This window comes from Streptomyces sp. NPDC039480 (genome assembly GCF_055597165.1).
Genome location: NZ_JBVITX010000007.1, coordinates 142257 through 164677 on the forward strand (window position 1 = coordinate 142257; position 22421 = coordinate 164677).

The following is a 22421-nucleotide window of genomic DNA, read 5'->3' on the forward strand; positions in this document are numbered from 1 at the left end:
GTCGCGTGGATCTCGCGGGTCTCTTGGACCTCGTGGATCTCGGACAGGGACGTGGTTCAGGCATCGAGCCCCCCCAGGCTGTACGGACGTTCCGGATCGGTCGATCGGGATCGGGACCGGGTGATCGTGGCACAGGGGTGTGTCAACGGGCCTGGAGGGGCGGCGGCCGGTTTCAGATGTAGGTGCTCAGTGGCGGCCCGCCAGGCGGTCCGCCCATTGGGCGAGGCGGGAGGATTCGGTGGTGTGGGTGGTCAGTTCGCGGTGGTCCGCCGCGTGGTACGTGGCGTACATGCCGTGGACGCCGAGCCACCGGAACGGTTCCGGTTCCCACTTGCGGACCTTGTGGTCGACCCAGGGGAGGGCCGTGAGGTCGGTGGGGCCCGCCTGGCCCGAGTCCTGTTGGACCAGGTCGCGCAGGGTGCGGGCGGCGAGGTTGGCGGTGGCGACGCCGGAGCCGACGTAGCCGCCCGCCCAGCCGAGGCCCGTGGCGCGGTCCAGGGTGACCGTGGCGCACCAGTCGCGGGGCACGCCGAGGACGCCGGACCAGGCGTGGGCCACCCGGACGCCCGCGAGCTGGGGGAAGAAGCGGAGAAGGACGGCGTGCAGGGCTTCGACCGTGGGCTGCTGGGTGCGGCCGTCGTTGTCGGTCTTCGAGCCGTAGCGGTACGGGACGCCGCGGCCGCCGAGTGCGATGCGGCCGTCGGCGGTGCGCTGGGCGTACATGTACGCGTGCGCCATGTCGCCGAGCGTCTCGCGGCCCTCCCAGCCGATCGACTCCCACTGGGCGGGTGACAGGGGTTCCGTCGCGATCATCGAGGAGTTCATGGGGAGCCAGGTGCGGCGCTGGCCCTTCAGGGAGGCCGTGAAGCCCTCCGTGCAGCGCAGGATGTAGGGGGCGCGGACGGTGCCGTACGGGGTGACCGCGTGCTTCGGCCTGATCTCCGTGACCGGCGTCGACTCGTGGATCGTGACGCCGAGGGCCTCCACGGTGTCGGCCAGGCCCTTGACCAGTTTCACCGGGTGCAGGCGGGCGCCGTGCGGCGTCCAGGTCGAGCCGACTGCTCCGGCGACACGTATCCGCTCGGCCGTCTCGCGGGCGCCGTGCAGGGTGCGGTCCTTCTCGCCGTACGAGAGTTCCGTCTCGTGGAAGGCCTTGAGGCGGGCCAACTGCGCCGGCGTGTACGCCACTTCGAGTACGCCGCCCCGGTGGACGTCCGCGTCGATCGACTCCTCGGCGGCGGCGCGGATCACTTCGTCGACCGTGTCGTTCATCGCCCGCTGGAGCCGGACCGCCGCTTCGTGGCCGTGCAGCTTGGCGTAGCGGTCGCGGCCCGCGATGCCGTTGTAGAGCCAGCCGCCGTTGCGCCCGGAGGCTCCGTAGCCGCAGAACTTCTGCTCCAGGACGGTGACGCGGAGGAAGGGGGCGGCCTTCTTCAGGTAGTACGCGGTCCACAGGCCGGTGTAGCCGCCACCGACAATGCAGACGTCCGCCGTGGCGTCGGAGGTCAGGGGTTCGCGGGCCGTGGGCAGGCCGTCGTCGGCGTACCAGAACGATATGCCGCCATTGACCGTGCCCGCCGCGTGGTGCGTGGTGTTCCCGTTGTTCGCGCTGCTCATGGGCGGACGTTACTGCGCAGGTGGGGGCCGTGGGCAGGGGTCGGGGCCGGGGTCCCGCGGGGCGGGTCGTCCGGCGGGCCGGGGGCCGGGTAGATTCCGATGCTTTGAGCGGTACGTGTCGAAACTGGGAGGGCTCAACTCATGGCCGTACACAAGGCCGGACGCAAGGCCGGGCGCGTCGCAGCCGCGGTGGCAGCGGTGGCGCTGATCGGGGCGGCCGTGTCGGCCTGCGGGCCCGACGACGACGGCAGCAACGACGGCAAGGGCGGCACCGTCAGCGAGAAGCCCGCCGAGAAGCCCACCGCGCCCGCGTCGGTGAAGGGCGGCGTCATCACCGTCGGTGATCCGAAGGCCAAGCATACGGTCAAGGTGTACGAGGACCCGCGCTGTCCGTTCTGCAAGAAGTTCGAGGACGGCGGGGCGCGGGCGCTGGTGAAGCCGGTGGCCGACGGCACGGTGAAGGTCGAGTACACGATCGCCTCGTTCCTCGACAAGAACCTCGGCGGCAGCGGCTCGGTGAACGCGGCGAACGCGCTGCGGGCGTCCGTGGAGGCGGGCAAGTTCCCGCAGTACCACGCCGCCGTCTTCGCCCACCAGGCTGCGGAGGAGACCGACGACGCCTACACCCCTGCCTACCTGCTGAAGATCGCCGACAAGGTCGACGGGTTGCGCGGCGGCGCCTTCGACAAGGCGGTCACCAACGGGACGTACAAGAAGTGGGTCGGCGAGGCGATGGACTCCTTCAGCAAGGACGGCATCCAGGGCACGCCGACCGTCTTCATCGACGGCAAGAAGTCCGGGGGTGAGGCGCTGTACGAGGAGGCGGCGTTCGCCAAGGAGCTGAAGGCGGCGGGTATTTCCTGACCCGGCCCTGACCCTGCCTTTCCAGGGTGGGGAAATCCGCGTGCGGCGTCCGCGCGTACGTCGGTAATGTCCCGTCCGTGATCGACATTCGCATTCCGGACGAGCTGGTCGAGTCGCAGCACCTGTACGCCGGGGAGCCCGGCCGGGCGTTCATCGCCGGGCTGCCCGCGCGCGTAAGGGAGTTCGTCGACCGCTGGGACCTGACCGTCGACGGCGACCCGATGCACGGCATGGCCGCGCTCGTCCTTCCCGTCGTGCGCGCCGACGGCACGCCGGCCGCGGTCAAGTTCCAGCTCCTGGACGAGGAGACCGAGGGCGAGCCGGTCGCGCTGCGGACATGGGACGGGGACGGGGCCGTGCGCCTCCTCGACCACGACGGCGACACCGGCACGATGCTGCTCGAACGCCTCGACTCCGCGCGGATGTTGTCGACGATGGCCGACACCCGCAAGGCCGTCCTCGTCCTCGCCGAGCTCCTCGCCCGGCTCACCGCGACCCCCGCACCCGCCGGCATGCGCACGCTCGCCGACATCGCGGCCGAGATGGTCGAGGAGCTGCCCGGGGCGCTGAAGTCGATCACCGACCCGGGCGAGCGCGCGCTCGTCGAGCGGTGCGGCGGCGCGGTGCGCGAGGTCATGGGTGAGGCCGGGGACCGGATGCTGCACTGGGACCTGCACTTCGAGAACGTCCTGGCGAGCGACCGCGAACCGTGGCTCGCCATCGACCCGAAGCCGCTCGCAGGGGACCCCGGCTTCGACTTGTGGCCCGCCCTCGACAACAAGTTCGACGCCGACGACGTGCTGTGGCGGTTCGACGCGATGACGGAGGTCCTCGGCCTCGACCGCGAGCGGGCCCGCGCCTGGACGCTTGGCCGCGTCCTGCAGAACACGCTGTGGGAGGTCCAGGACGGCCGCCCGCCTGTGGCCGACGACCTGGAGATCGCGCGGCGGCTGCTCGGCCGATGAGACCGCGTTGACCACGGCGGGCCCGCCGTGGCTTGCTGCTCCCATGATTCGTACCGCCACACCTGCCGATGTCCCCGTCATCCACGCGCTGGTCCGCGACCTCGCCGCGTACGAGAAGGTGCCCGACGAGGCGAGGGCCACCGAGGAGCAGCTGCGCGAGGCGCTCTTCGGGGAGCGCCCCGCGGCCTTCGCGCACATCGCGGAGGACGACACCTCCGGCGAGGCCGTCGGCTTCGCGCTGTGGTTCCTGAACTTCTCCACCTGGCGCGGCGTGCACGGGATCTACCTGGAGGATCTGTACGTACGCCCCGAGGCGCGCCGCGGCGGACACGGCAAGGCGCTCCTGACCGAGCTCGCGCGGATCTGCGTGGAGCGCGGTTACGAGCGGCTGGAATGGGCCGTACTCGACTGGAACGAGCCGTCGATCAACTTCTACAAGTCGCTCGGGGCGCTGCCCCAGGACGAGTGGACCGTGTACCGGCTGACCGACGACGCGCTCACGACGCTGGGGCGTGGCTAGGCAGTTCTCGTACGGGCCAGGCGGTTCGTCTGGAACTCCTCTAGAACTCGTCCACGGTGTGCGGCAGGAGAGGCGTGTGCAGCGCCGCGTCCAGTGCCGTCGCCGTGCCCGCCGTGTGCTCCGTCGCCAGGCCCGCGCGGACCAGGGCGTCGGTCTTCGTGCCGCCCAGGTAGCAGGCGGCCAGGTCCCGTACGTCGAGGGTGAGGTCCGCGGGGTCCTCGGTCCTCTCGTACGTACACCCGTCGGGGGTCGCCGTCAGGCGGTGGCGGCCCTCGTTGGCCGGGAGGCGGTCGTCCCGCACGTCGAGGACGACGTCGACCGGGGCCGCCCAGGAGCGGGACTCCAGCGCCTTGCGCACGTCGACGAGGCGGACCCACAGCGCGGGGAACTCGCCCGTGACGCGCACCTGGTCGCGGTCGGCGGCGAAGAGGTGCAGCGGGTCGTCTAGGGGGCGGCCCCAGGCGCGGATCTGGCCGGTCAGGTCGATCGACGCGAGGTAGCGCCAGAGGGCGGCAGCGGCGGCCGGGGTGTCCGCCTCCAGGTCGTCCAGGCGGACGAGGCCGGGGGCGTCGTCGCGGGTCTTGGTGCGGTAGATCGCGTAACCGGCCGGCGGGCCCGCGGGGTCGCCGAGGACGACGACGCGGGGCGGCGACAGCTCGTCGTCCTCCTCGTCCTCCGTCACCAGCCACTCCTCGCGCCACCACGCCTCGCTGCGGGCGATACGGCCGGCGCGGTCGGCGCGGGTGCGGTCGTAGTACGCCGCGAGGAGGTCGGGGGCGTCGGACGGGTCGACGAGCCGCAGCGGGCGCTCGTCCGGGGTGATGCGCAGGGCCAGCGGGCGCCGGGAGTCGATCTCCAGGGTGTGGCCGTGGGTGGCGGGACCGAAGCCGAACCTGCCGTAGATCGCGTCCTCCGACGCCCACAGGGCAGCGATCGGCGAGCCGTCCGCCGTCGCCTTCGCGAACAGCTCGGCGAGCATGCCGGAGAGCACGCCGCGGCGCCGGTGCGTCGGCGCCACGGACACGAACGTCAGACAGGGGCAGGGCAGTTCGCCGCCCGGCACCGACAGGGTGAAGGGGAACGCGGCGACGAAGCCGACGAGTTCGCCGTTCTCGTACGCGCCGACGCGGGTGCAGTCGCGCAGCAGGTCGTGGTGGTGCTTGCGCTTCTCCTCCTCCGGGGTCTCGTGGAAGACGAGATAGGCGAGGGAGAGCGCGTGGTCGATCCCCGCCTCGGGGATGTCGCGGAACTGGACGGAATCCGTAGCCGTAGCCATAGCCATATAACGGACGGTAGTTCCCGGAAGTCGTGCGGGCATCCGGATTTCGGGGCATTGGTGGGGGTGGGAGGCGGTCATCAGGGGATCAGGACGACCTTGCCCATCGTGGCGCGGGTCTCCAGCGCGCGGTGGGCCGCGGCCGCCTCCGCGAGGGGGTAGCGCTGCACGGCCGGTGTGAAGTGGCCGAGCGAGGCGGCGGTGAGGGCGGCGAGCTCCAGGGCGCGGACGGGGTTGTCGCCACCCGCCTTCCGCATCATCGCCGGGCCGAGGACGTTGACCTGCGTGATGCCGCGCTCGGCGAGCTCCGCGTCGGTGAACCTCAGCTCTTCGCCGTCGTGCGGGCCCTTGCCGGACCAGCCGAAGACGAGGTGGGTGCCGCCCGGGCCCAGCAGGTCGACCGCGGCCAGGCCCGCCTCGCCGCCCACTCCGTCGAAGACGACGGTGGCCGCGCGCCCTTCGAGCTCGTCCCGGAGGTACGCGCGGACCTCGTCGGGCCACGCCGGGTCGGTGTAGTCCACGGCGAGGTCGGCGCCGTTGGCGCGGACGCGGTCCGTCTTCTCCGGCCCGCCCGCCAGGCCGATCACCGTGGCGCCGCGGTGCTTGGCGTACTTCGTGAGGAGCGTGCCGATGCCGCCCGCGGCGGCGGGGACGACGGCCACGGAGTCGGGGGTCAGCTCCGTGAACTGCAGGATCCCCATCGTCGTACGTCCCGTGCCGATCAGGGCGACCGCCTCCGCGGCGTCCAGGTCGTCGGGGATCTCGTGCAGGCGGGACGCTTCGGTGACGACGCGCTCGGCGTAGCCCCCGGGGGCGAAGCCGATGTGGGCGACGACGCGCTTGCCCAGCCAGTGGGCGGGGGTTCCTTCGCCGAGTTCGTCGACGATGCCCGCGATCTCCCTGCCGGGGACGGTGGGCAGGGGCGGGAGTTCGGGCAGCGGGCCCTGGACGCCCTCGCGGATCGCGGTGTCCAGGAGGTGCACGCCGGCGGCGGCGACGCTGATCCGGACCTGGCCTTCGGCCGGCTCGGGGACCGGTGTCTCCTCCAGGACGAGGTTCTCGGCGGGGCCGAAGGCGTGGAGGCGGATGGCTCGCATGGTGGTGTGCTTTTCGGCGCCGGCGGGGGTGGGCGTGGGCATGGGCATGACCGCTCCTCGGGTGTGTGGTGGGGCGCTGTGCGCCGTTGATCGCGTACGCCCCTCACCCTTCAACCTGAAGTGGACTTGAGGTCAAGGGCCGACTTCGCCAGCGCGAGCGACACCGCCTCCATGGCGCTGTTGAACGAGACCTCGGACAGCAGTCCCGGAGCCGCCACCTGGTCGCCCGCCAGATACACGCCGTCGCCCCGGTCGATCGCGGGGCGGTCCCGCCAGGTGGTGCCGGGGCGGTCCAACGCGCCCGTACGGCCGTTCGCGACCGAGGAGCGGCGCCACGTCAGGCGCTCGCGCCAGCCGGGGTAGCCGAGGTCGAGCAGATGCTCGGCGCGGGCCACGCCGTCGGCCTTCGTCTCCTCGGGGGCGAGCGGAATCTGCGCCTGTACGAGCTGTTCGCCCTCGGGGGCGAGGGTGTGATCCTGCGCGGTGAAACGTTCGACCCAGCCGGTGCGGTCCAGGTCGGAGACGACGAAGGCGTCGCCCCTGCGGGTGCGGAAGGCCAGGTCGACGAGGGCGGTGCGGCCGCTCTCCCAGCGCAGGGAGTCGTCGCCGAGGAGGCGCCGGGCCGCTTCGAGGGAGGTCGCGACGATGACCGGGCCGTCCTGGGGGAGGCCGAGGTCGCAGAGGCTGTCGACGCGGTCCAGCGTCTCCGTGCGGACGCCCATGTTCCAGGCCAGCGCGGCCATGCGGTCGACGACCGAGCCCCAGCCGCCGCGCGGGTAGTGCGCCTCCGGGGGCAGCTTCGTGGCGCGGCGCAGGCGCTCCTGCACGAAGCGGGCGGAGAGCGAACCGGGGTCGTGGTGGAACGTCGCCACGGCGATGTAGTGCGCGGCGGCCTTCGCGCCCACCTCGCCGACCTGCTCGGTCGCCCAGCTGGTGAAATCCCGGTCCACGGGGGCCTGTTCCGCCTTGCGGCGCAGCAGCTTCAGCATGGCGAGGGGCGGCGTGCGGCGCAGGGCGCCGTTGTGGAGCAGGCGCAGGCGGGTGCCTTCGAGGGGCGGCAGCGGGGCGAGCGGGCCGATGAGGTCGCGCTGCTTCAGCCAGGCCCAGTGGGGGCCGCCGTTGTAGAGGGCGTGCGGGCCTTCGTTCGTCTTGTACGTGCCTTCGGAGGTGCGGGCGCGGCCGCCGAGGGTGTGGTGGGCCTCGCGGAGGGTTACGCGGGCGCCTGCCTCGGCGGCGCTGATGGCCGCGGTGAGGCCGGCGAAGCCGCCGCCGATGACGGTGATGTGGTTCTGCCGCGCGGTGGGCATGGTGTGGGCTCCCTTGACGGTGGGTCTTCATCCCTTGGACGGATGGGGGTGGCCTGGATGTGACATGACCGCTCGGTCCGGGGGCGCGGGACGTGGGGCGTGGGGCGTTGTCAGTGGCGGCGGGCACGATGGGGGCATGGCTCAGAAAGCGAAACCGACGCGGACGGCGCAGGCGGGGCAGGCGGGGCAGACGGCACGGGCGGTGCGGGTGGTGAAGGCGGCTCGGCAGGCCGAGGTGCGGTTGCCTCCGCTCCGGCCGTTCGAGGGGACGGGGCTGGAGCCCGACGGGGACTACGACGGGGTCGAGTTCCGTGACCTGGACCTCGGGGGGCAGGACGGCGGCGGGGCGCTGTTCATGGACTCGGCGGTGGTGGGGTGCGGCGTCGACGAGACACGGCTGGCGCGGGCGCGGTTCGTCGACTCCGTGCTGACGGAGCTGCGGGGAGTGGGGACGGACCTCGCGGAGGCGTCGCTGCGGGACGTGGAGATCGTGGACGCGCGGCTCGGCGGGGTGCAGTTGCACGGGGGCGTGCTGGAGCGGGTGGTGGTGCGGGGCGGAAAGATCGACTACCTGAACCTGCGGAAGGCGCGGTTGCGGGATGTCGTCTTCGAGGGCTGCGTCCTGGTGGAGCCGGACTTCGGGGCGGCTTCGTTGGAGCGGGTGGAGTTTCGGGGGTGTGTGGTGCGGGGGGTCGACTTCTCCGGGGCGCGGATGAAGGACGTGGATCTTCGGGAGGCGGGAGAGCTGGAGATCACGCGGGGCGTCGAGTGCCTCGCCGGCGCGGTGATCAGCCCGTCCCAACTCCTGGAACTCGCCCCGGCGTTCGCGGCGCAGGTGGGGGTGCGGGTGGCTGGGGTGGGGGAGTAGGGCTGGGCCTGGGTGTGGGTGGCCTTTCTCCGTCCTACTCCCGCACGGCGTCGCCGGGTGAACACCCGCCCGCCCGTCCCTGCTCCCGCACGGCGTTGCGGGGTGAACGGGTGGGTGGGAGGTATCCGCCGCGGAGCGGCGGGCTTGGGGCTCCTGCTCCCGCAGGACGTCGGGCCTAGGTGGTGCGGGGGAAGCGGGCGAGGAGGGACCAGATCGTGGGGTTGTCCGAGAGGGACTCGTGGAGGTCGGTCAGGTCGGCCACGAGGTCGTGGAGAAAGTCCCGGGCCTCCCGGCGCAGCTCCGTGTGGGAGAAGGTCAGCGGAGGCTCCTCGGGGTCCATCCAGTCCGCCTCGATGTCGACCCAGCCGAAGCGGCGGGCGAACAGCATGCGGTCCGTCGACTCCGTGAAGTCGAGCTCCGCGTACTGGGGGCGGGAGGCCCTGCTGCCGAGCGGGTCCTTGTCCAGGGTCTCCACGATGTCGCACAGCGCCCACGCGAAGTCGAGAACGGGCACCCATCCCCAGGCTGTGGACAGTTCCCGGTCCGCCTTGGTGTCCGCCAGATACACGTCCCCGCAGAACAGGTCGTGACGGAGCGTATGGACGTCCGCCCGGCTGTAGTCCAGCTGGGCGGGGTCGGGAAAGCGGCGGGAGAGGGCGTAGCCGATGTCGAGCACGGTTCGATGGTGTCATGGACCGGGCAGCGTGGGGCGTGCGGTGTGACGGTGCCACGCGGCTCAGGGCAAGAGGCGTTGTTCCTTTGCCACCGCCACCGCCCCCGCCCGCGTGTCCACGCCCAGCTTGTCGTAGATCCGCCCCAGGTGGGTCTTGACCGTCGCCTCGCTGATGAAGAGGGCGCGGGCGATCTCGCGGTTGCCGAGGCCCTGGGAGAGCTGGCCGAGGATGTCGCGCTCGCGGTCCGTCAGCGTCGGCTGCGGGGCGCGCATGCGGGCCATGACGCGGGACGCGACGGGAGGCGAGAGCGTGGTGCGGCCCTGGGACGCGGCATGGATCGCGGAGAAGAGTTCCTCGGGGCGCTCCGCCTTGAGGAGGTACCCCGTCGCGCCCGCCTCGATGGCGCGGGTGATGTCCGCGTCGGTGTCGTAGGTGGTGAGGACCAGGACGTGCGGGGCGGGGGGCGGGGAGGACGTGATGCGGCGGGTGGCCTCCACACCGTCGATGCCGTCGCCCAGTTGCAGATCCATCAGGACGACGTCCGGTGACAGTTTCGAGGCGAGGGCGACCGCCTCCTCGCCGGTCCCCGCCTCGCCGACCACCTCGATGTCGGGCGCGCTGTCGAGCAGGGCGAGCAGTCCGGCGCGTACGACGACGTGGTCGTCGCAGACCAGCAGGCGGACGGGACGGGGCGGGGTGGCGTTCACGGCTGGGTCTCCGACGGGCTCGACAGCGGGCTGGACAACGGGCTCGGCAGCGGGATCGACACGGACAGGACCGCGCCCTCGCCCGGCGCCGACTCGATCGTCAGTGTGCCGCCGAGCTGGCCGGCCCGGGCGCGGATCGCGGGCAGGCCATGGCCTCGTACACCTGCCGGGGAGTCGGGACCGGGCGAGGGCGGCGGCGTGAAGCCGCGGCCGTCGTCCGCGACGTCGAGGACCACCTGGTCGTCGAGGAGGGTGAGGGTCAGCGCCGCGGTGGTGGCGTCCGCGTGTTCGCGTACGTTCGCGAGGGCGCCCTGCGCGATGCGGAGAAGCGCCGAACTGACCCGGTCGGGCAGCGGCACCGGCGTGCCCTCCGCGTGGAAGCGGACGGTGAGGCCCGCGTCGGACTCGCGTTCCGCGAGCGCCCGCAGCGCCTGCGCCACGCCGCCGCCGTCCGCGAGGTCGGCGGGGGCCAGGTCGTGCACGAAGCGGCGGGCCTCGGCGAGCCCGTGCTCGGTGATCGACTCGGCGGTACGGACGTGGGTGCGGGCCTTCGCCGGGTCCGTGTCCCAGAGGCGCTCGGCGGCCTGCAGCAGCATCTGCTGGCTGGACAGGCCCTGCGCGAGGGTGTCGTGGATCTCCATGGACAGGCGCTGGCGCTCGGCGAGCGTGCCCTCGCGCCGTTCGGTGGCGGCGAGTTCGCGACGGGTGCGGATGAGGTCGTCGATGAGTTCGCGCTGGCGGGCACCCTGGCGCTGCATGTGGACGAAGACGGCGGTGGCGACCGCGGCCCAGGCGGGCGGCGCGAGCAGCAGGTTCGGGTCGAAGCGGCCCGCGAGCTGCAGCTGGGCGACGACGACGAAGGCGGTCAGGACGGCCACCAGGAGCAGGGCGGCGCGCGGCGGCAGCGTCCGCAGGCCGGTGTAGAAGAGCGGCACCGCGCACCACGCGAAGCTCGGCGCGAGGACGACGAGCACGACCCAGACGGCCACGACGAGGATCAGCCAGGCGAGTCGGCGCGGCGCGGTGGGGCGGGCGCCGACGACGGGGCCGAGTACGTAGAGGAGCGCGAGGGAGAACGAGAGCGCGATGATCCACGGGGTGCGCGGTTCGCCGGGGTGCCGCATCAGGAAGCGGGTCAGCGACGAACCCAGGAGCAGGAAGAACGCCGTGTGCATGACGGCCGCGAGCCAGCGGGCGTCGGGGTCCGGCGTGCGGGGGTCGAGCCCCGGCCTGCGCTCTCCCACGGGGCGCCTCCCTTTCGTACTGCCGTCGTGTCCGTAGCGCTGTCGTGTCCGCACTGCCGTCGTGCGGGCGCTGAACTGGGCAAACACCCTCATTGTGACCCGGTGGGGCCACGGCGGGGTCAACCGATCGGTTGACCCCGGTGTCGGCCGAGTCGCGCGCGGCTGCGAGCCGGTACGTCGAGGGGTGGGCCCCGGAGACGGCCGGAGGATTGATGGCAGAGGGAGACGAGCCCCGCCGGAGCTTCGTCCCCCAGCCCCGCCCCGCCCCGTCACTTCGCCCCTAGGAGCCCCCGATGCAGAAGCTCTCCCGCCGCACCCGCGTCCTCACCGTCGCCGCCACCGCCGCCGTCCTCGGCGCCGGCACCTTCGGCGCCGTCTCCGCCACCGCCGGCACCCCCGACGCCGCCACGAAGGCCGCCGTCACCGCCGACGCGGGCAACAAGAACCTGACGCAGTCGACGCACCTCACCGTCGCCGCCGCCACCAAGGCCGCGCAGGCCACCCTCGACGCCGCGAAGAAGGAGAACCAGCGCGTCTCCGTCGCCGTCGTCGACCGCAACGGCAACACCATCGTCCAGCTGCGCGGCGACGGTGCCGGGCCGCAGTCGCCCGAGTCCGCCGTGAAGAAGGCGTACACCGCCGTCTCCTGGAACGCGCCCACCTCCGAGCTGGTCAAGCGCCTGGAGCAGGCCCCGAACCTGAAGGACATCCCCGGCACCCTGTTCCTCGCGGGCGGCGCGCCGGTCACGGCCAAGGGTGCGCCCGTCGCGGGCATCGGCGTCGCGGGCGCCCCGAGCGGCGACCTCGACGAGAAGTTCGCGAAGGCGGGCGTGGCGGCGCTCGGCCGCTGAGTCCTGAGCCCCCCCACACACAGCACGCTGAACCGCATGCTGCCGCGGCTGTTCCCAGCCCCCGCGCCCGTCCCCGCGCCCGTCCGCGCGGGGGCCCGCGGAACCCGCGGGGCCCGTAGGACGAGGAGATCCGGCATGAACCTCACCGCTGCCGACCAGCGGCTGCTCGACGCCGCACGCGCCGGGGACGCCGCGGAAGTGGCCGCCGCCCTCGACGCGGGCGCCCGCGTCGAGGCCCGCGACACCGAGCTGCGCTCACCGCTGCTGCTCGCCGCCCTCGGCGATCACGTCGAGGCGGCCGGCGTACTGGTCGCCGCAGGGGCCGACGTCGACGCGCAGGACCACCGTTCCGACAGTCCGTGGCTGGTCACCGGGGTGACGGGCAGCGTCGCCATGCTGCACGTCCTGCTGCCCGCGGGTCCCGACCTGATGCTGCGCAACCGTTTCGGCGGGGTCTCCGTGATCCCCGCGTCGGAGCGCGGCCACGTCGCGTACGTACGGGAGGTCCTACGCGTCACCGACATCGACGTCGACCACGTCAACGACCTCGGCTGGACCGCCCTCCTGGAGGCCGTGATCCTCGGCGACGGCGGCCGCGCACACCAGGAGATCGTCGAGCTGCTGCTCACCGCGGGCGCGACGCCGGACCTCCCCGACCGGGACGGCGCCACGCCGCTCGCACACGCGGAACGGCGTGGCTTCACGGAGATCGCGGAGCTGTTGAGGGGACGTGCAGCATGAAGGCTCCCCGGACGCCCTGGTGGATGCCCCGGATCTCCGCCGCAGGCACCGCCCTGCTGGCTGCCGTTCCGGCTGTCTCCCTCCTCGCGGGCTGCGCCGCAGGCGAAAGCCCCGCCCCCTCCACCCCCGAGCCCGCCCGCGCAACCCCCACCGCTACCGCCAAAGCCCCCACCGCCAAAGCCCCCACCCCCACCCCCAAAAACACCCTCCTGGTCGCCGACTTCGGATCCGACACCGTCACCTTCGTCGATCCGGAGAAAGGCCCCGTCGACTCGGTGAAGGTCGGTACGGCCCCCTACGGGCTCGCCGTCGGGGACGACGGCCGGGCCTGGGTGGCGACCGCCGACGCCGTCGCCGTGGTCGACACCCGCACCCGGGAACGGATCGACCGCATCCCGTACGAGACGGAGACCGGCCCGGTGACGACGGGCGAGTACCGGGGCGGCGGCATGGGCATCGCCCTCGCACCGGACGGCGAGCACGTCTACGTGGGCGTCAATGTGCCCGGCGGCAAGGGCGTGTTGGAGGTCATCGACACGGGCGAGCGCGAGGTGACCGACACCGTGCCCGTCGGCCGGCGCCCCTTCGACGTCGACGTGGCGAAGGACGGCCGGGAGGTCTACGCCACAGGCCACGACTCCTTCGACGTCACCGTCGTACGCGCCGACTCCCTGAAGCCCCGCCGCATCGAAGTCGCCCCCTACGGGACAGAGGGCGGCCTCGGCTCCTGGCTGAAGCCGCACTACGCGGCCGTGCGGCCCTCCGACGGACGGCTCCTGCTGCCCTTCGAGGGCGAGAAGCTCGTCGTACTCGATCCGCGCACCGGGGAGTACGACATCGAGAAGACGACCGCGAACACACACCAGCACGGGGTGACGGTCACCGACGACGGCACCCTCTTCGCCGTCGGCACCGGGCCCATCGACCCCGACACCGACAAGGGCCCCTCCCTGACCGTCCGCCCGAAGGACGGCGAGGACGGCAAGGCCGGCAAGGCCGGCAAGGAGCGGGTCGTCCCATTGGACGGTCCGCACGAGGACGTCGCCGTCTCGCAGGACGGCCGCACCGCCTACGTCACAGGCGGCTTCACCCGCGACGGCCACTGGAACGGCATCTCCGTCGTCGACACGGCGGACGGCTCGGTGCGCCGACTCCCGGCGGGCGAGCGGCCGTTGGGAATCGCCGTCCTCTGAGGCGGCCCGGGGCCCGGCCACCGGACCCCACGACGCGGCCTCACCGCACGCCCCACATCAAGCCCCATATCAATCCCCTCCCGAACAATTGCCGCATAAGATCACCGGCGTGGACCTGCGATCTCCGGCCGTCCGAGCCGCCACCCTCACCTCCTGCCTAGCCCTGCTCGCCTCCGTCAGCGCCTGCGGCGGCGCGGGCGTCGACGGCACACCGGGCTCACCCGGCGTACGGGACCCGTACTTCCCCAAGCTGGGCAACGGCGGGTACGACGTGGCGCACTACGGCCTGACCCTCGGCTACGACCCCGGCTCCCGGCACCTCACGGGGACCGCCGAGATCACCGCCCGCGCCACCAAGAACCTCAGCTCCTTCAACCTCGACCTGAAGGGCCTCGACGTCTCGGGCATCACCGTCGAGGGCAAGGCCGCCCGTTTCCAGCGCGCCGGCCAGGAGCTGCGGGTCCGCCCGGCCGACGAGCTCGCCCGGGGCGAGACGTTCCGCGCCACGGTCCGCTACTCCGGCACTCCGGAGACCATCACCGACGAGGACGGCTCCGAGGAGGGCTGGCTCAGGACGCACGACGGCGCGCTCGCCCTCGGCGAGCCGACCGGCTCCATGGCGTGGTTCCCCGGCAACCACCACCCGAGCGACAAGGCCTCGTACGACATAGAGGTCACCGTCCCGAAGGGCCTGAAGGCCGTCTCCAACGGCGAGCTGACCCGCGAGTCGACGAAGAACGGCCGCACCACCTTCGCCTGGCACAGCGCCGAACCGATGGCGAGCTACTTGGCGACCGTCGCCATCGGCAAGCACGAGCTGAAGACGTCGGCGACCAAGGACGGCCTGCCGGTCGTGACGGCCGTCGACCCCTCCCAGGCGAAGGCGAGCGAGAAGGTCCTCGCGAAGATCCCGGACGTCATGGAGTGGGCGGAGTACAACTTCGGCCCCTACCCCTTCTCCTCCACGGGCGCGATCGTCGACCGCGAGGAGGACGTGGACTACGCCCTGGAGACCCAGACCCGGCCCGTCTTCCCCGGCGCCCCCGACACCGGGCTCCTCGTCCACGAGCTGGCCCACCAGTGGTTCGGCAACTCCGTCACGCCCAAGTCCTGGCAGGACATGTGGCTCAACGAGGGCTTCGCGACGTACGCGGAGTGGCTGTACGCGGAGGACAACGACGGCGACAGCGCGCAGGACGTCTTCGACGCGCTCTACAAGGGCGACTACTACGAGGACGAGGAGGACAACGAGGCCATCTGGGCCTTCCCGCCCGCCAAGCCCACCGACGCCGCGAGCATCTCCGACCCGCCCGTCTACGAGCGCGGCGCCATGGTCATCCACAAGATCCGCCAGGCGGTGGGCGATGACACGTTCTACGACATCGTGCAGGGCTGGGCGAAGACGTACCGCCACAAGAACGCGGACACCAGGGACTTCACGGAGTACGTCGAGAAGCACGCGGGCGGCGACGGGGCACGCGAGAAGGTCAGCCGGATCTGGGGCGACTGGCTGTACGGCGACGGAAAGCCGGACCGCCCGTAGGCGTCCCGAATTCGTTTCTGTGCCCCGGCGCAGGGCGCCAGCCTGAAAGCCCCTGAAGGGTGTTTTGGCCGCCTGGCGTGAAGGTCGGGCAGGGGGGATCGGGTGATGGCGTGTCAGGCCGTCCAGGGGTCGCCTGGGGGGATTGTTGCCCCATCGGTCAGGGTGGCTTTGGGTACGCTGACTGCGTCCAGTGACCCGCCCCCCACTCCCCGCTCCGGTGCCGGAGCGCGGCTTGGCGTGCCCGAAAAGAGTGCATCTGTGACTGAATACGACGCCGGCGCGATCACCGTTCTCGACGGTCTTGACGCGGTGCGCAAGCGGCCCGGCATGTACATCGGGTCGACGGGCGAGCGCGGCCTGCACCACATGGTCCAGGAGATCGTCGACAACTCCGTCGACGAGGCGCTGGCCGGGGTCGCCGACCGCATCGACGTGACGGTCCTGGCCGACGGCGGGGTGCGCGTCGTCGACAACGGCCGGGGCATCCCGGTGGGCATGCACCCGGCGGAGGGGAGGCCGGCCGTGGAGGTGGTGCTGACCGTGCTGCACGCGGGCGGCAAGTTCGGCGGCGGCGGATACGCGGTCTCCGGCGGCCTGCACGGGGTGGGCCTTTCGGTGGTCAACGCGCTGTCCACGAAGCTGTCGGTGGAGATCTGGACCGACGGTCACCGGTGGACGCAGGAGTACGAGAACGGGGCTCCGACCGCCCCGCCGACGCGCCACGAGCCGACCGCGCGGACAGGCACCGCCCTGACGTTCTGGGCGGACGGCGAGATCTTCGAGACCACCGAGTACTCCTTCGAGACGCTCTCGCGGCGCTTCCAGGAGATGGCTTTCCTCAACAGGGGGCTCACGCTCACCCTCACCGACGAACGCACGGCGGCCCGCGCGACGGCCACGGCCGACGAGGCCGGTTCCGACGTCGCCGGAGAACAGACCGCGAAGACGGTCGCTTACCGCTACGACGGCGGCATCGGCGACTTCGTCACCCACCTCAACTCCCGCAAGGGCGAGCCGATTCACCCCTCCGTCATCTCCATCGCCGCCCAGGACGCGGAGCGGCCGCAGTCGGTGGAGGTCGCACTCCAGTGGAACAGCCAGTTCTCCGACAGCGTCTACTCCTACGCCAACACCATCCACACGCACGAGGGCGGCACCCACGAGGAGGGCTTCCGCGCGGCGCTCACCACGGTGGTCAACCGGTACGCGCGAGAGCGGAAGCTGCTGCGGGAGAAGGACGGCAACCTCTCCGGAGAGGACATTCGCGAGGGCCTGACCGCGATCGTCTCGGTCAAGGTCGGCGAGCCGCAGTTCGAGGGCCAGACCAAGACCAAACTCGGCAACACCGAAGTGCGGACGTACGTCCAGAGGGTCGTGCACGAGCACCTGAGCGACTGGTTCGACCGCAATCCGAACGACGCCGCGGACATCATCCGCAAGGGCATCCAGGCCGCCACGGCCCGCGTCGCCGCGCGCAGGGCGCGGGACCTGACCCGCCGCAAGGGGCTCCTGGAGTCGGCGGCGCTGCCGGGCAAGCTCTCCGACTGCCAGACCAACGACCCGGCAAGAAGTGAGCTCTTCATCGTCGAGGGCGACTCCGCAGGCGGCTCGGCCAAGTCCGGCCGAAACCCGGAGTTCCAGGCGATCCTGCCGATCCGGGGCAAGATCCTCAATGTCGAGAAGGCGCGCATCGACAAGATCCTGCACAACCAGGAGATCCAGGCGCTGATCTCGGCCTTCGGCACGGGCGTGCACGAGGACTTCGACCTCGACAAGCTCCGCTATCGCAAGATCATCCTGATGGCGGACGCCGACGTCGACGGCCAGCACATCAACACGCTCCTGCTGACCTTCCTCTTCCGCTTCCTGCGGCCGCTCATCGAGCACGGGCACGTGTTCCTGTCCCGCCCGCCCCTCTACAAGGTCAAGTGGAGCCGTGAGCACGTCGAGTACGCCTTCTCGGACCGGGAGCGCGACGCGCTCGTCGCACGCGGCCGGCGGGAGGGCCGCCGCGTCAGGGACGACTCCATCCAGCGCTTCAAGGGCCTCGGCGAGATGAACGCCGAGGAGCTGCGCATCACCACGATGGACCCCGGCCACCGCGTCCTCGGCCGGGTCACCCTCGACGACGCGGCGGTCGCCGACGACCTCTTCGCCGTCCTGATGGGTGAGGACGTCGACGCGCGCCGCTCCTTCATCCAGCGCAACGCCAAGGACGTCCGCTTCCTCGACATCTGACCGGCACGGCGGTCAGAGCCGCTTGCGCAGGACCGCGCACGGGCGGTGCAGGGCGCGGTCCTCGCGGTTGCCGATGACGAGGTAGCCGAGCGCGGTCCAGAAGCGCAGGGCCTTCGGGTTGTTCTCCAGGACGGCGATGCGTACGGCGTCGCGTCCCGCGCTGCGGAACCGCTCCTCGACGAGGGACGCCAACTGCCGCCCCAGGCCGGTGCGGTGTGCGGACGCGTCGATCATCAGGAGCCCGATCCAGGGGTCGGGGTCCGTCGGGTCGGGGTGCCGGTCGAGGGTGAGGGCGATGCCCACGAGCCGTCCGCGGGAGCGGGCGAGGAGCACGTCCGCGCCCGGGTGGGCGAGTTCGTCCGCGAGTGCCTTGGCGACCTGTTCGATACGGATGTCGTCGGGGTCGGGGAAGTCGCCGCTGAGCGCGAAGAACTCGCGGTTCGACGCGTAGAGCCCGGTCACCTCGGTGAGGAGGTGACCGGGCAGGGCACCGTCGACGGCGGTGAGCGGTTCGAGGATCATGCCGGGCAGGTTACGGCTCGGATGTCGTTCTCAGAGTCATGTCCGCTGCTTGCGCAGGGTGCGCCATTCGCCGACCGCGCCCCACGCCGCGCAGCCGAACGCGCCCACGAGGCAGGCCACCCAGCCGGACGACCGCTCCTGCGGGTCGAGCAGCGTGTCGACGATGAGGACCGCGAAGAGCACCGTCGAGGCCATGGCGCCGTAGAACTTCTGGCGCGTGACGCGCTGGGCCCTGCGCGGCCCCTCGGCGAGGCGCAGGGCGTAGATCTCGACGTCGCCGAAGACGTCCTCGGCGCACCCGTCCCGCCGGATCTCGGCGAGGTGCTGCCGCACTTCCCGTACGTGGCCGCGTGCCTCGCGGGCCCGCATGGCGTGCCGGCCGCGCAGCAGCCCCTCCAGGCGGGTCAGCCACCGCTCGTCGTCGGGGCCGCCGGACGGGTGCGCGGGCGTGAACCAGCGGTCCATCGTGGCGTCCGGGAGCAGGAACGCGCCGACGGCCCACGCGCCACCGGCCAGCATCAGCACCGGGGCGGGCACGCGGAACAGCCGTTCGTCGGAGAGGGCCGTGGCGCAGGCGATCCCGGCCACCAGGGCGGCGGCGGCGCCGGCGAGGAACGCCCACATGCCCCGCAGCATCCCGGCGGCGCGGGCGGTGAAGGCGACGCAGGCCAGCGTGGCGGCGAGCACGATGCCCGTGAACGCCGCCACCGAGGACCGGTTCACCCCGACCCACAGCCCGTCCTGGAGCCAGAACAGGCCGAAGACGGCCGCCCAGACGAACCCGAGTGTTCCGACGGAGGCGGTGATCCGCTCGCCGGGGCGCAGGCCGCGCGTGTCGATCTGGGCGCGGTACCGCTCGCTGACGCGTTCGGCGGCGACGGTACGGGCGTACGAGGTGGGGTCCCCCAGCACGTCGAGGGCGGGCCGGCCGGCCTCCTCGACCAGTTGGTGGGCCTCGGCGAGTATCTCCTCGGCGAACCCGACGGGCACGTCCTCGTCGAACGCGAGCCGCACGTGGACCTTCGCGGCCCACTCCTCGTCCTCCTCGCGCGCCCAACCGACCTCAGGCGTACGTGTCGTACGTGTCCTGCTCATTTCTCGTCCCCCTTCGCCGGGAGTTCCGCCGGGAGGAGCGAGTCGACGGTCCGGGAGAACGCCCCCCAGGCGGCCTGGTCACGCCGCAGTCTCGCCCGCCCCTCCTCGGTGATCCGGTAGTACTTGCGCCCGGGCCCGCCGTCCCCCGCACCCCATTCGACCTCGACGGCGCCCTCTTCTTCGAGGCGCGTGAGGGCCGGATAGAGGGTCGCGGCCTTGACGCCGTCGAGCCCTGCCTCGCCGAGCCGCCCGAGCAGGGCGTACCCGTAACTCCGCACCTCGCTGTCGAGGATGCCGAGCAGACAGAGGGGCAGCGCGGCGCGGGTCCATGCGGTGGGCGGAGCGGCCACGGCGCCCTCTTTCGTTACGGCTTTACAGCTCTTCAGCTCGACTGACTATTCGAGTATCCATAATAGTCAGCATTCTGGACAACCCCGTCGTTCATGAGGAAGGAGGAGACCAGGGAGCTGATGGCTTCGGGGCGCTGCAACGGCATCATGTGGTCGCAGTCGGGGAACGTGACGAAGCGGCTGCCGTCGATCGTCGCGGCGAAGGCCTGCTGCCGCTCGAGGGTGTGCAGATGGTCGTGCTCCCCGGTGAAGACCAGGGTGGGCACCCCCACGAGGCCGCCAGACAGGGAGCGGTGCTCGGTGAGGGCGGTCTCCAGCAGGTTGACGTTCTGCGGATCGCGGGCCAGGGCGCGCAAGGAGCGCCGGACGTAGCCGAGGGCCAGGGCGCGGCGGTGGACGTGGTGGCTCTCGTCGAGGCAGAGCAGGCCGGAGGCCATGTGGTCGGCGAAACCGGCGGTGTCACCGGCCTTCGCCTTGCCGATGGCGTGCCCCAGGTGGGCGACGATGTCCTTCGTGAGCTCGACGGGCACCCCGCCGATGAGGAGACGCGCGACGTGCCCGGGGTGCCGCTGCGCGTAGTGGAAGGCGACCGCGGCCCCGAGGGAGTAGCCGTAGAGGTTCACGCGCGCGTGGCCCGTGTCGGCGACGATGGCCGCGAGCCCTTCGGAGAGCTTGTCGATGCTGCTCTGGTCCGGGGACTGGAAGGCGGCGGGGTCCAGACCGGGCATGTCCACGGTGATCAGACTGGTCCTGGGCAGAACCACGTCCTCCAGGTACGTCCAGTCGTACATGCCCTCGAGGATGCCGCCCATCAGGACCACGGGTTCGGTGGTGGGGGCCGGCCTGCGCATCTCGCGGTAGGTGTACGACACGCCTCGCACCGTCAGAGTGCGGATGTGTTCCTCGATCATGTGCTTCTCGATTCCGTCGCAGCCGTCACTCTGTCGCGGCCGTCACTCGCCGCAGCCGTCACTCCGTCGCGGCGGTCACTCCGCCGCGCTCCTCTGACGCACGACGTTCAGCAAAGTGGCGACCGTGTCGCGCGAGTTGAGACTCACGTCGGCCAGATCGACGGCGCACTCGTCCTCGACCAGCCAGCGCAGCTCCTCCAGCGCGAGGGAGTCGATGCGCAGCTGGTGGAAGGGAGTGTCGGGGGACACCTCGTCAAGGCGGACCCCGAAGTTCTTCAGCAACAGATCCCGGACCCGATCAGTAGCTTCCACTTCGTACCGCTCCTTGTTCGCGATGATCCATCGAGAAGGTGGTACGTAGGTGCCGCTCTCATCGGAACAGCGGTTACGAGGCCACCAACCGCTCAGACCAGCCCAACGAACCAGCCGCCACACGGGTTACGGGACCGCTCTCCGGTGCCGGGGGAGCCGGCCCGGTCCCGGGCATGACGGAGGGCCCCGGCGGCGATGCCGCCGGGGCCCTCCTGAGCGTCATCTCAGACGTTCACACCGAAGTCCTGCGCGATGCCGACGAGGCCCGAGGCATAGCCCTGGCCGACGGCGCGGAACTTCCACTCCGCGCCGTTGCGGTACAGCTCGCCGAAGACCATGGCGGTCTCGGTGGCGGCGTCCTCGGAGAGGTCGTAGCGCGCGATCTCAGTGCCACCGGCCTGGTTGATGATGCGGATGAAGGCGTTCCGCACCTGGCCGAAGTTCTGCGAGCGGTTCTCGGCGTCGTAGATCGAGACCGGGAAGACGATCTTCTCGATGTCGGCGGGCAGACCCGCGAGGTTCACGTTGATCTGCTCGTCGTCGCCCTCGCCCTGGCCCGTGACGTTGTCACCGGTGTGGACGATGGTCTGGTCCGGCGTCGCCTTGTTGTTGAAGAAGACGAAGTGCTGGTCCGAGAAGACCTTGCCCTGGGTGTTCACCGCGATCGCGGAGGCGTCCAGGTCGAAGTCGGTGCCAGTGGTGGTGCGGACGTCCCAGCCGAGGCCCACGGTGACGGCGGTCAGGCCCGGAGCCTCCTTGGTGAGCGAGACGTTGCCACCCTTGGACAGGCTTACTGCCATTGTTGGGAGTCCCTTCCCTCGTTGCATACGTACGGGCTTCGTACTGGGGACGAAGCTACCGTTCACCCCTCACAACGCGGAGCAGGGTCCCCAGGGTTCCGCATCGCTTTACTTTCTTTACCCGTGGCCCCACGAAAAGCGTGTGACGTGAGCCCGACAGACGCGGGACCATGGAGGCATGTCCGGTCCCTATCCCATCCGTGGCTCCGTCTCCCTGCCCGAGGCCGAGCTCATGTGGCGTTTCTCGCGGTCGTCGGGGCCGGGCGGGCAGCACGTCAACACCACCGACTCCCAGGTCGAGCTGCGGTTCGACCTCGCCGGCACCGACGCGCTCCCCGAGGTGTGGAAGCAGCGCGCCCTGGAGCGGCTCGCGTCCCGGCTCGTCGACGGGGTCGTCAGCGTGCGGGCGAGCGAGCACCGGTCCCAGTGGCGGAACAGGGAGATGGCGGCCACGCGGCTCGCCTCCCTCCTCGCCGAAGCGACCGCGCCGCCGCCCAAGCCGCGGCGTGCCACGAAGGTTCCTCGTGGCATCAACGAACGGCGCCTGCGCAACAAAAAAGCCCGGAGCGACACGAAACGGGGCCGCTCCGGCCAGGGCTGGGGCTAGCCCGGGGCGCCCCGTTCAGGGGCGCGGGGAACTGCGCGCCCAGCCAGAGAAAAGCCGCAGTCGCATCTGCCGGGATCCCGGCACACGCGACTGCGGCTTTTTTGTGGTTGCTCGCGCAG

General features: G+C 71.6%; 23 protein-coding genes. 10 read left to right on the forward strand and 13 right to left on the reverse strand.

Annotation, left to right across the window (positions count from 1 at the left end):
• Positions 1-186: 186 nt before the first annotated feature.
• Positions 187-1617, reverse strand: coding sequence for an NAD(P)/FAD-dependent oxidoreductase (locus ACZ56E_RS22600; RefSeq protein ID WP_471216706.1), 1431 nt, complete (start codon positions 1615-1617; stop codon positions 187-189).
• A gap of 141 nt (positions 1618-1758) precedes the next feature.
• On the opposite strand from ACZ56E_RS22600, the gene ACZ56E_RS22605 reads away from it, so the two are divergent.
• From ACZ56E_RS22605 to ACZ56E_RS22615, 3 genes are all read left to right on the forward strand, one after another.
• Positions 1759-2481 carry a DsbA family protein gene (locus ACZ56E_RS22605; RefSeq protein ID WP_471216708.1) on the forward strand — a complete coding sequence of 241 codons (723 nt, stop codon included), beginning with the start codon at positions 1759-1761 and terminating at the stop codon, positions 2479-2481.
• 77 nt (positions 2482-2558) lie between these two features.
• A complete protein-coding gene (locus tag ACZ56E_RS22610; RefSeq protein WP_471216710.1) occupies positions 2559-3446 on the forward strand; it encodes an aminoglycoside phosphotransferase family protein in 888 nt (295 codons plus the stop codon).
• A gap of 43 nt (positions 3447-3489) precedes the next feature.
• Entirely contained in the window at positions 3490-3966 is a 477-nt protein-coding gene (locus tag ACZ56E_RS22615) for a GNAT family N-acetyltransferase (RefSeq protein WP_471216712.1), read from the forward strand.
• Positions 3967-4006: 40 nt separating this feature from the next.
• On the opposite strand, the gene ACZ56E_RS22620 is transcribed toward ACZ56E_RS22615, so the two are convergent.
• From ACZ56E_RS22620 to ACZ56E_RS22630, 3 genes are all read right to left on the reverse strand, one after another.
• The gene (locus ACZ56E_RS22620; protein ID WP_471216714.1) at positions 4007-5248 is read right to left on the reverse strand and encodes a GNAT family N-acetyltransferase; all 1242 of its coding nucleotides are present in this window, start codon (positions 5246-5248) and stop codon (positions 4007-4009) included.
• 74 nt (positions 5249-5322) lie between these two features.
• Positions 5323-6339, reverse strand: coding sequence for a zinc-binding dehydrogenase (locus ACZ56E_RS22625; RefSeq protein WP_471217201.1), 1017 nt, complete (start codon positions 6337-6339; stop codon positions 5323-5325).
• 110 nt (positions 6340-6449) lie between these two features.
• Complete coding sequence (locus ACZ56E_RS22630) at positions 6450-7646, reverse strand: NAD(P)-binding protein (RefSeq protein ID WP_471216716.1); 1197 nt, start codon at positions 7644-7646, stop codon at positions 6450-6452.
• Positions 7647-7782: 136 nt separating this feature from the next.
• Here ACZ56E_RS22630 and ACZ56E_RS22635 point away from each other — a divergent pair, with 136 nt between their 5' ends.
• Positions 7783-8514, forward strand: coding sequence for a pentapeptide repeat-containing protein (locus ACZ56E_RS22635; RefSeq protein WP_471216718.1), 732 nt, complete (start codon positions 7783-7785; stop codon positions 8512-8514).
• A 175-nt stretch (positions 8515-8689) separates the two neighbouring features.
• Here the strand turns inward: ACZ56E_RS22635 and ACZ56E_RS22640 are convergent, their stop codons facing one another.
• Genes ACZ56E_RS22640 through ACZ56E_RS22650 form a run of 3 tightly spaced genes read right to left on the reverse strand, consistent with a single transcriptional unit; the run spans position 8690 to position 11070 of the window.
• Positions 8690-9190 (reverse strand): hypothetical protein, encoded by a 501-nt coding sequence (locus ACZ56E_RS22640; RefSeq protein ID WP_468612410.1) that lies wholly within the window; start codon positions 9188-9190, stop codon positions 8690-8692.
• A gap of 60 nt (positions 9191-9250) precedes the next feature.
• On the reverse strand, positions 9251-9895 hold the full coding sequence (locus tag ACZ56E_RS22645; RefSeq protein ID WP_468612409.1) for a response regulator: 645 nt from the start codon (positions 9893-9895) through the stop codon (positions 9251-9253).
• The gene (locus tag ACZ56E_RS22650) at positions 9892-11070 is read right to left on the reverse strand and encodes a sensor histidine kinase (protein ID WP_471217203.1); all 1179 of its coding nucleotides are present in this window, start codon (positions 11068-11070) and stop codon (positions 9892-9894) included. The genes ACZ56E_RS22645 and ACZ56E_RS22650 overlap by 4 nt, the downstream gene beginning before the upstream one ends.
• Before the next feature lie 362 nt (positions 11071-11432).
• On the opposite strand from ACZ56E_RS22650, the gene ACZ56E_RS22655 reads away from it, so the two are divergent.
• The 5 genes from ACZ56E_RS22655 to gyrB all read left to right on the forward strand — a co-directional run bounded on the left by ACZ56E_RS22655 (position 11433) and on the right by gyrB (position 17705).
• Positions 11433-11990: a GlcG/HbpS family heme-binding protein gene (locus ACZ56E_RS22655; RefSeq protein WP_468612407.1), complete on the forward strand. Its 558-nt coding sequence runs from the start codon at positions 11433-11435 to the stop codon at positions 11988-11990.
• 135 nt (positions 11991-12125) lie between these two features.
• Positions 12126-12731, forward strand: a complete 606-nt coding sequence (locus ACZ56E_RS22660) for an ankyrin repeat domain-containing protein (protein ID WP_471216721.1) — start codon at positions 12126-12128, stop codon at positions 12729-12731.
• Entirely contained in the window at positions 12728-13924 is a 1197-nt protein-coding gene (locus ACZ56E_RS22665) for a YncE family protein (protein WP_471216723.1), read from the forward strand. The genes ACZ56E_RS22660 and ACZ56E_RS22665 overlap by 4 nt, the downstream gene beginning before the upstream one ends.
• A 115-nt stretch (positions 13925-14039) precedes the next feature.
• Positions 14040-15467 carry a M1 family metallopeptidase gene (locus ACZ56E_RS22670; RefSeq protein ID WP_471217205.1) on the forward strand — a complete coding sequence of 476 codons (1428 nt, stop codon included), beginning with the start codon at positions 14040-14042 and terminating at the stop codon, positions 15465-15467.
• Between the two features lie 105 nt (positions 15468-15572).
• Positions 15573-17705, forward strand: coding sequence for a DNA topoisomerase (ATP-hydrolyzing) subunit B (gene gyrB, locus ACZ56E_RS22675; RefSeq protein WP_471216725.1), 2133 nt, complete (start codon positions 15573-15575; stop codon positions 17703-17705).
• Between the two features lie 12 nt (positions 17706-17717).
• Here gyrB and ACZ56E_RS22680 read toward each other — a convergent pair whose 3' ends face one another.
• From ACZ56E_RS22680 to ACZ56E_RS22705, 6 genes are all read right to left on the reverse strand, one after another.
• Complete coding sequence (locus tag ACZ56E_RS22680; protein WP_471216728.1) at positions 17718-18227, reverse strand: GNAT family N-acetyltransferase; 510 nt, start codon at positions 18225-18227, stop codon at positions 17718-17720.
• Positions 18228-18263: 36 nt separating this feature from the next.
• Positions 18264-19322 (reverse strand): hypothetical protein, encoded by a 1059-nt coding sequence (locus ACZ56E_RS22685; RefSeq protein ID WP_471216730.1) that lies wholly within the window; start codon positions 19320-19322, stop codon positions 18264-18266.
• Entirely contained in the window at positions 19319-19672 is a 354-nt protein-coding gene (locus ACZ56E_RS22690; RefSeq protein WP_468612400.1) for a PadR family transcriptional regulator, read from the reverse strand. The genes ACZ56E_RS22685 and ACZ56E_RS22690 overlap by 4 nt, the downstream gene beginning before the upstream one ends.
• 32 nt (positions 19673-19704) lie before the next feature.
• A complete protein-coding gene (locus ACZ56E_RS22695; protein WP_471216732.1) occupies positions 19705-20583 on the reverse strand; it encodes an alpha/beta fold hydrolase in 879 nt (292 codons plus the stop codon).
• Positions 20584-20658: 75 nt separating this feature from the next.
• Positions 20659-20895: an acyl carrier protein gene (locus ACZ56E_RS22700; protein WP_468612398.1), complete on the reverse strand. Its 237-nt coding sequence runs from the start codon at positions 20893-20895 to the stop codon at positions 20659-20661.
• Positions 20896-21119: 224 nt separating this feature from the next.
• Positions 21120-21695 (reverse strand): TerD family protein, encoded by a 576-nt coding sequence (locus ACZ56E_RS22705; protein WP_030791572.1) that lies wholly within the window; start codon positions 21693-21695, stop codon positions 21120-21122.
• Between the two features lie 178 nt (positions 21696-21873).
• Here ACZ56E_RS22705 and arfB point away from each other — a divergent pair, with 178 nt between their 5' ends.
• On the forward strand, positions 21874-22302 hold the full coding sequence (gene arfB / locus ACZ56E_RS22710) for an alternative ribosome rescue aminoacyl-tRNA hydrolase ArfB (protein ID WP_468612397.1): 429 nt from the start codon (positions 21874-21876) through the stop codon (positions 22300-22302).
• Positions 22303-22421 lie beyond the last annotated feature (119 nt).

Excerpts from the sequence above, each read along its gene's own strand:
- ACZ56E_RS22625 (WP_471217201.1), bottom strand. The coding sequence starts at position 6,339 with ATGCGAGCCATCCGCCTCCACGCCTTCGGCCCCGCCGAGAACCTCGTC.
- ACZ56E_RS22605 (WP_471216708.1), top strand. The coding sequence starts at position 1,759 with ATGGCCGTACACAAGGCCGGACGCAAGGCCGGGCGCGTCGCAGCCGCG.
- ACZ56E_RS22620 (WP_471216714.1), bottom strand. The coding sequence starts at position 5,248 with ATGGCTATGGCTACGGCTACGGATTCCGTCCAGTTCCGCGACATCCCC.
- gyrB (WP_471216725.1), top strand. The coding sequence starts at position 15,573 with ATGGCGTGTCAGGCCGTCCAGGGGTCGCCTGGGGGGATTGTTGCCCCA.
- ACZ56E_RS22630 (WP_471216716.1), bottom strand. The coding sequence starts at position 7,646 with ATGCCCACCGCGCGGCAGAACCACATCACCGTCATCGGCGGCGGCTTC.
- ACZ56E_RS22665 (WP_471216723.1), top strand. The coding sequence starts at position 12,728 with ATGAAGGCTCCCCGGACGCCCTGGTGGATGCCCCGGATCTCCGCCGCA.
- ACZ56E_RS22705 (WP_030791572.1), bottom strand. The coding sequence starts at position 21,695 with ATGGCAGTAAGCCTGTCCAAGGGTGGCAACGTCTCGCTCACCAAGGAG.
- ACZ56E_RS22600 (WP_471216706.1), bottom strand. The coding sequence starts at position 1,617 with ATGAGCAGCGCGAACAACGGGAACACCACGCACCACGCGGCGGGCACG.
- ACZ56E_RS22660 (WP_471216721.1), top strand. The coding sequence starts at position 12,126 with ATGAACCTCACCGCTGCCGACCAGCGGCTGCTCGACGCCGCACGCGCC.
- arfB (WP_468612397.1), top strand. The coding sequence starts at position 21,874 with ATGTCCGGTCCCTATCCCATCCGTGGCTCCGTCTCCCTGCCCGAGGCC.
- ACZ56E_RS22650 (WP_471217203.1), bottom strand. The coding sequence starts at position 11,070 with ATGCACACGGCGTTCTTCCTGCTCCTGGGTTCGTCGCTGACCCGCTTC.
- ACZ56E_RS22635 (WP_471216718.1), top strand. The coding sequence starts at position 7,783 with ATGGCTCAGAAAGCGAAACCGACGCGGACGGCGCAGGCGGGGCAGGCG.
- ACZ56E_RS22695 (WP_471216732.1), bottom strand. The coding sequence starts at position 20,583 with ATGATCGAGGAACACATCCGCACTCTGACGGTGCGAGGCGTGTCGTAC.
- ACZ56E_RS22615 (WP_471216712.1), top strand. The coding sequence starts at position 3,490 with ATGATTCGTACCGCCACACCTGCCGATGTCCCCGTCATCCACGCGCTG.
- ACZ56E_RS22655 (WP_468612407.1), top strand. The coding sequence starts at position 11,433 with ATGCAGAAGCTCTCCCGCCGCACCCGCGTCCTCACCGTCGCCGCCACC.
- ACZ56E_RS22685 (WP_471216730.1), bottom strand. The coding sequence starts at position 19,322 with ATGAGCAGGACACGTACGACACGTACGCCTGAGGTCGGTTGGGCGCGC.
- ACZ56E_RS22680 (WP_471216728.1), bottom strand. The coding sequence starts at position 18,227 with ATGATCCTCGAACCGCTCACCGCCGTCGACGGTGCCCTGCCCGGTCAC.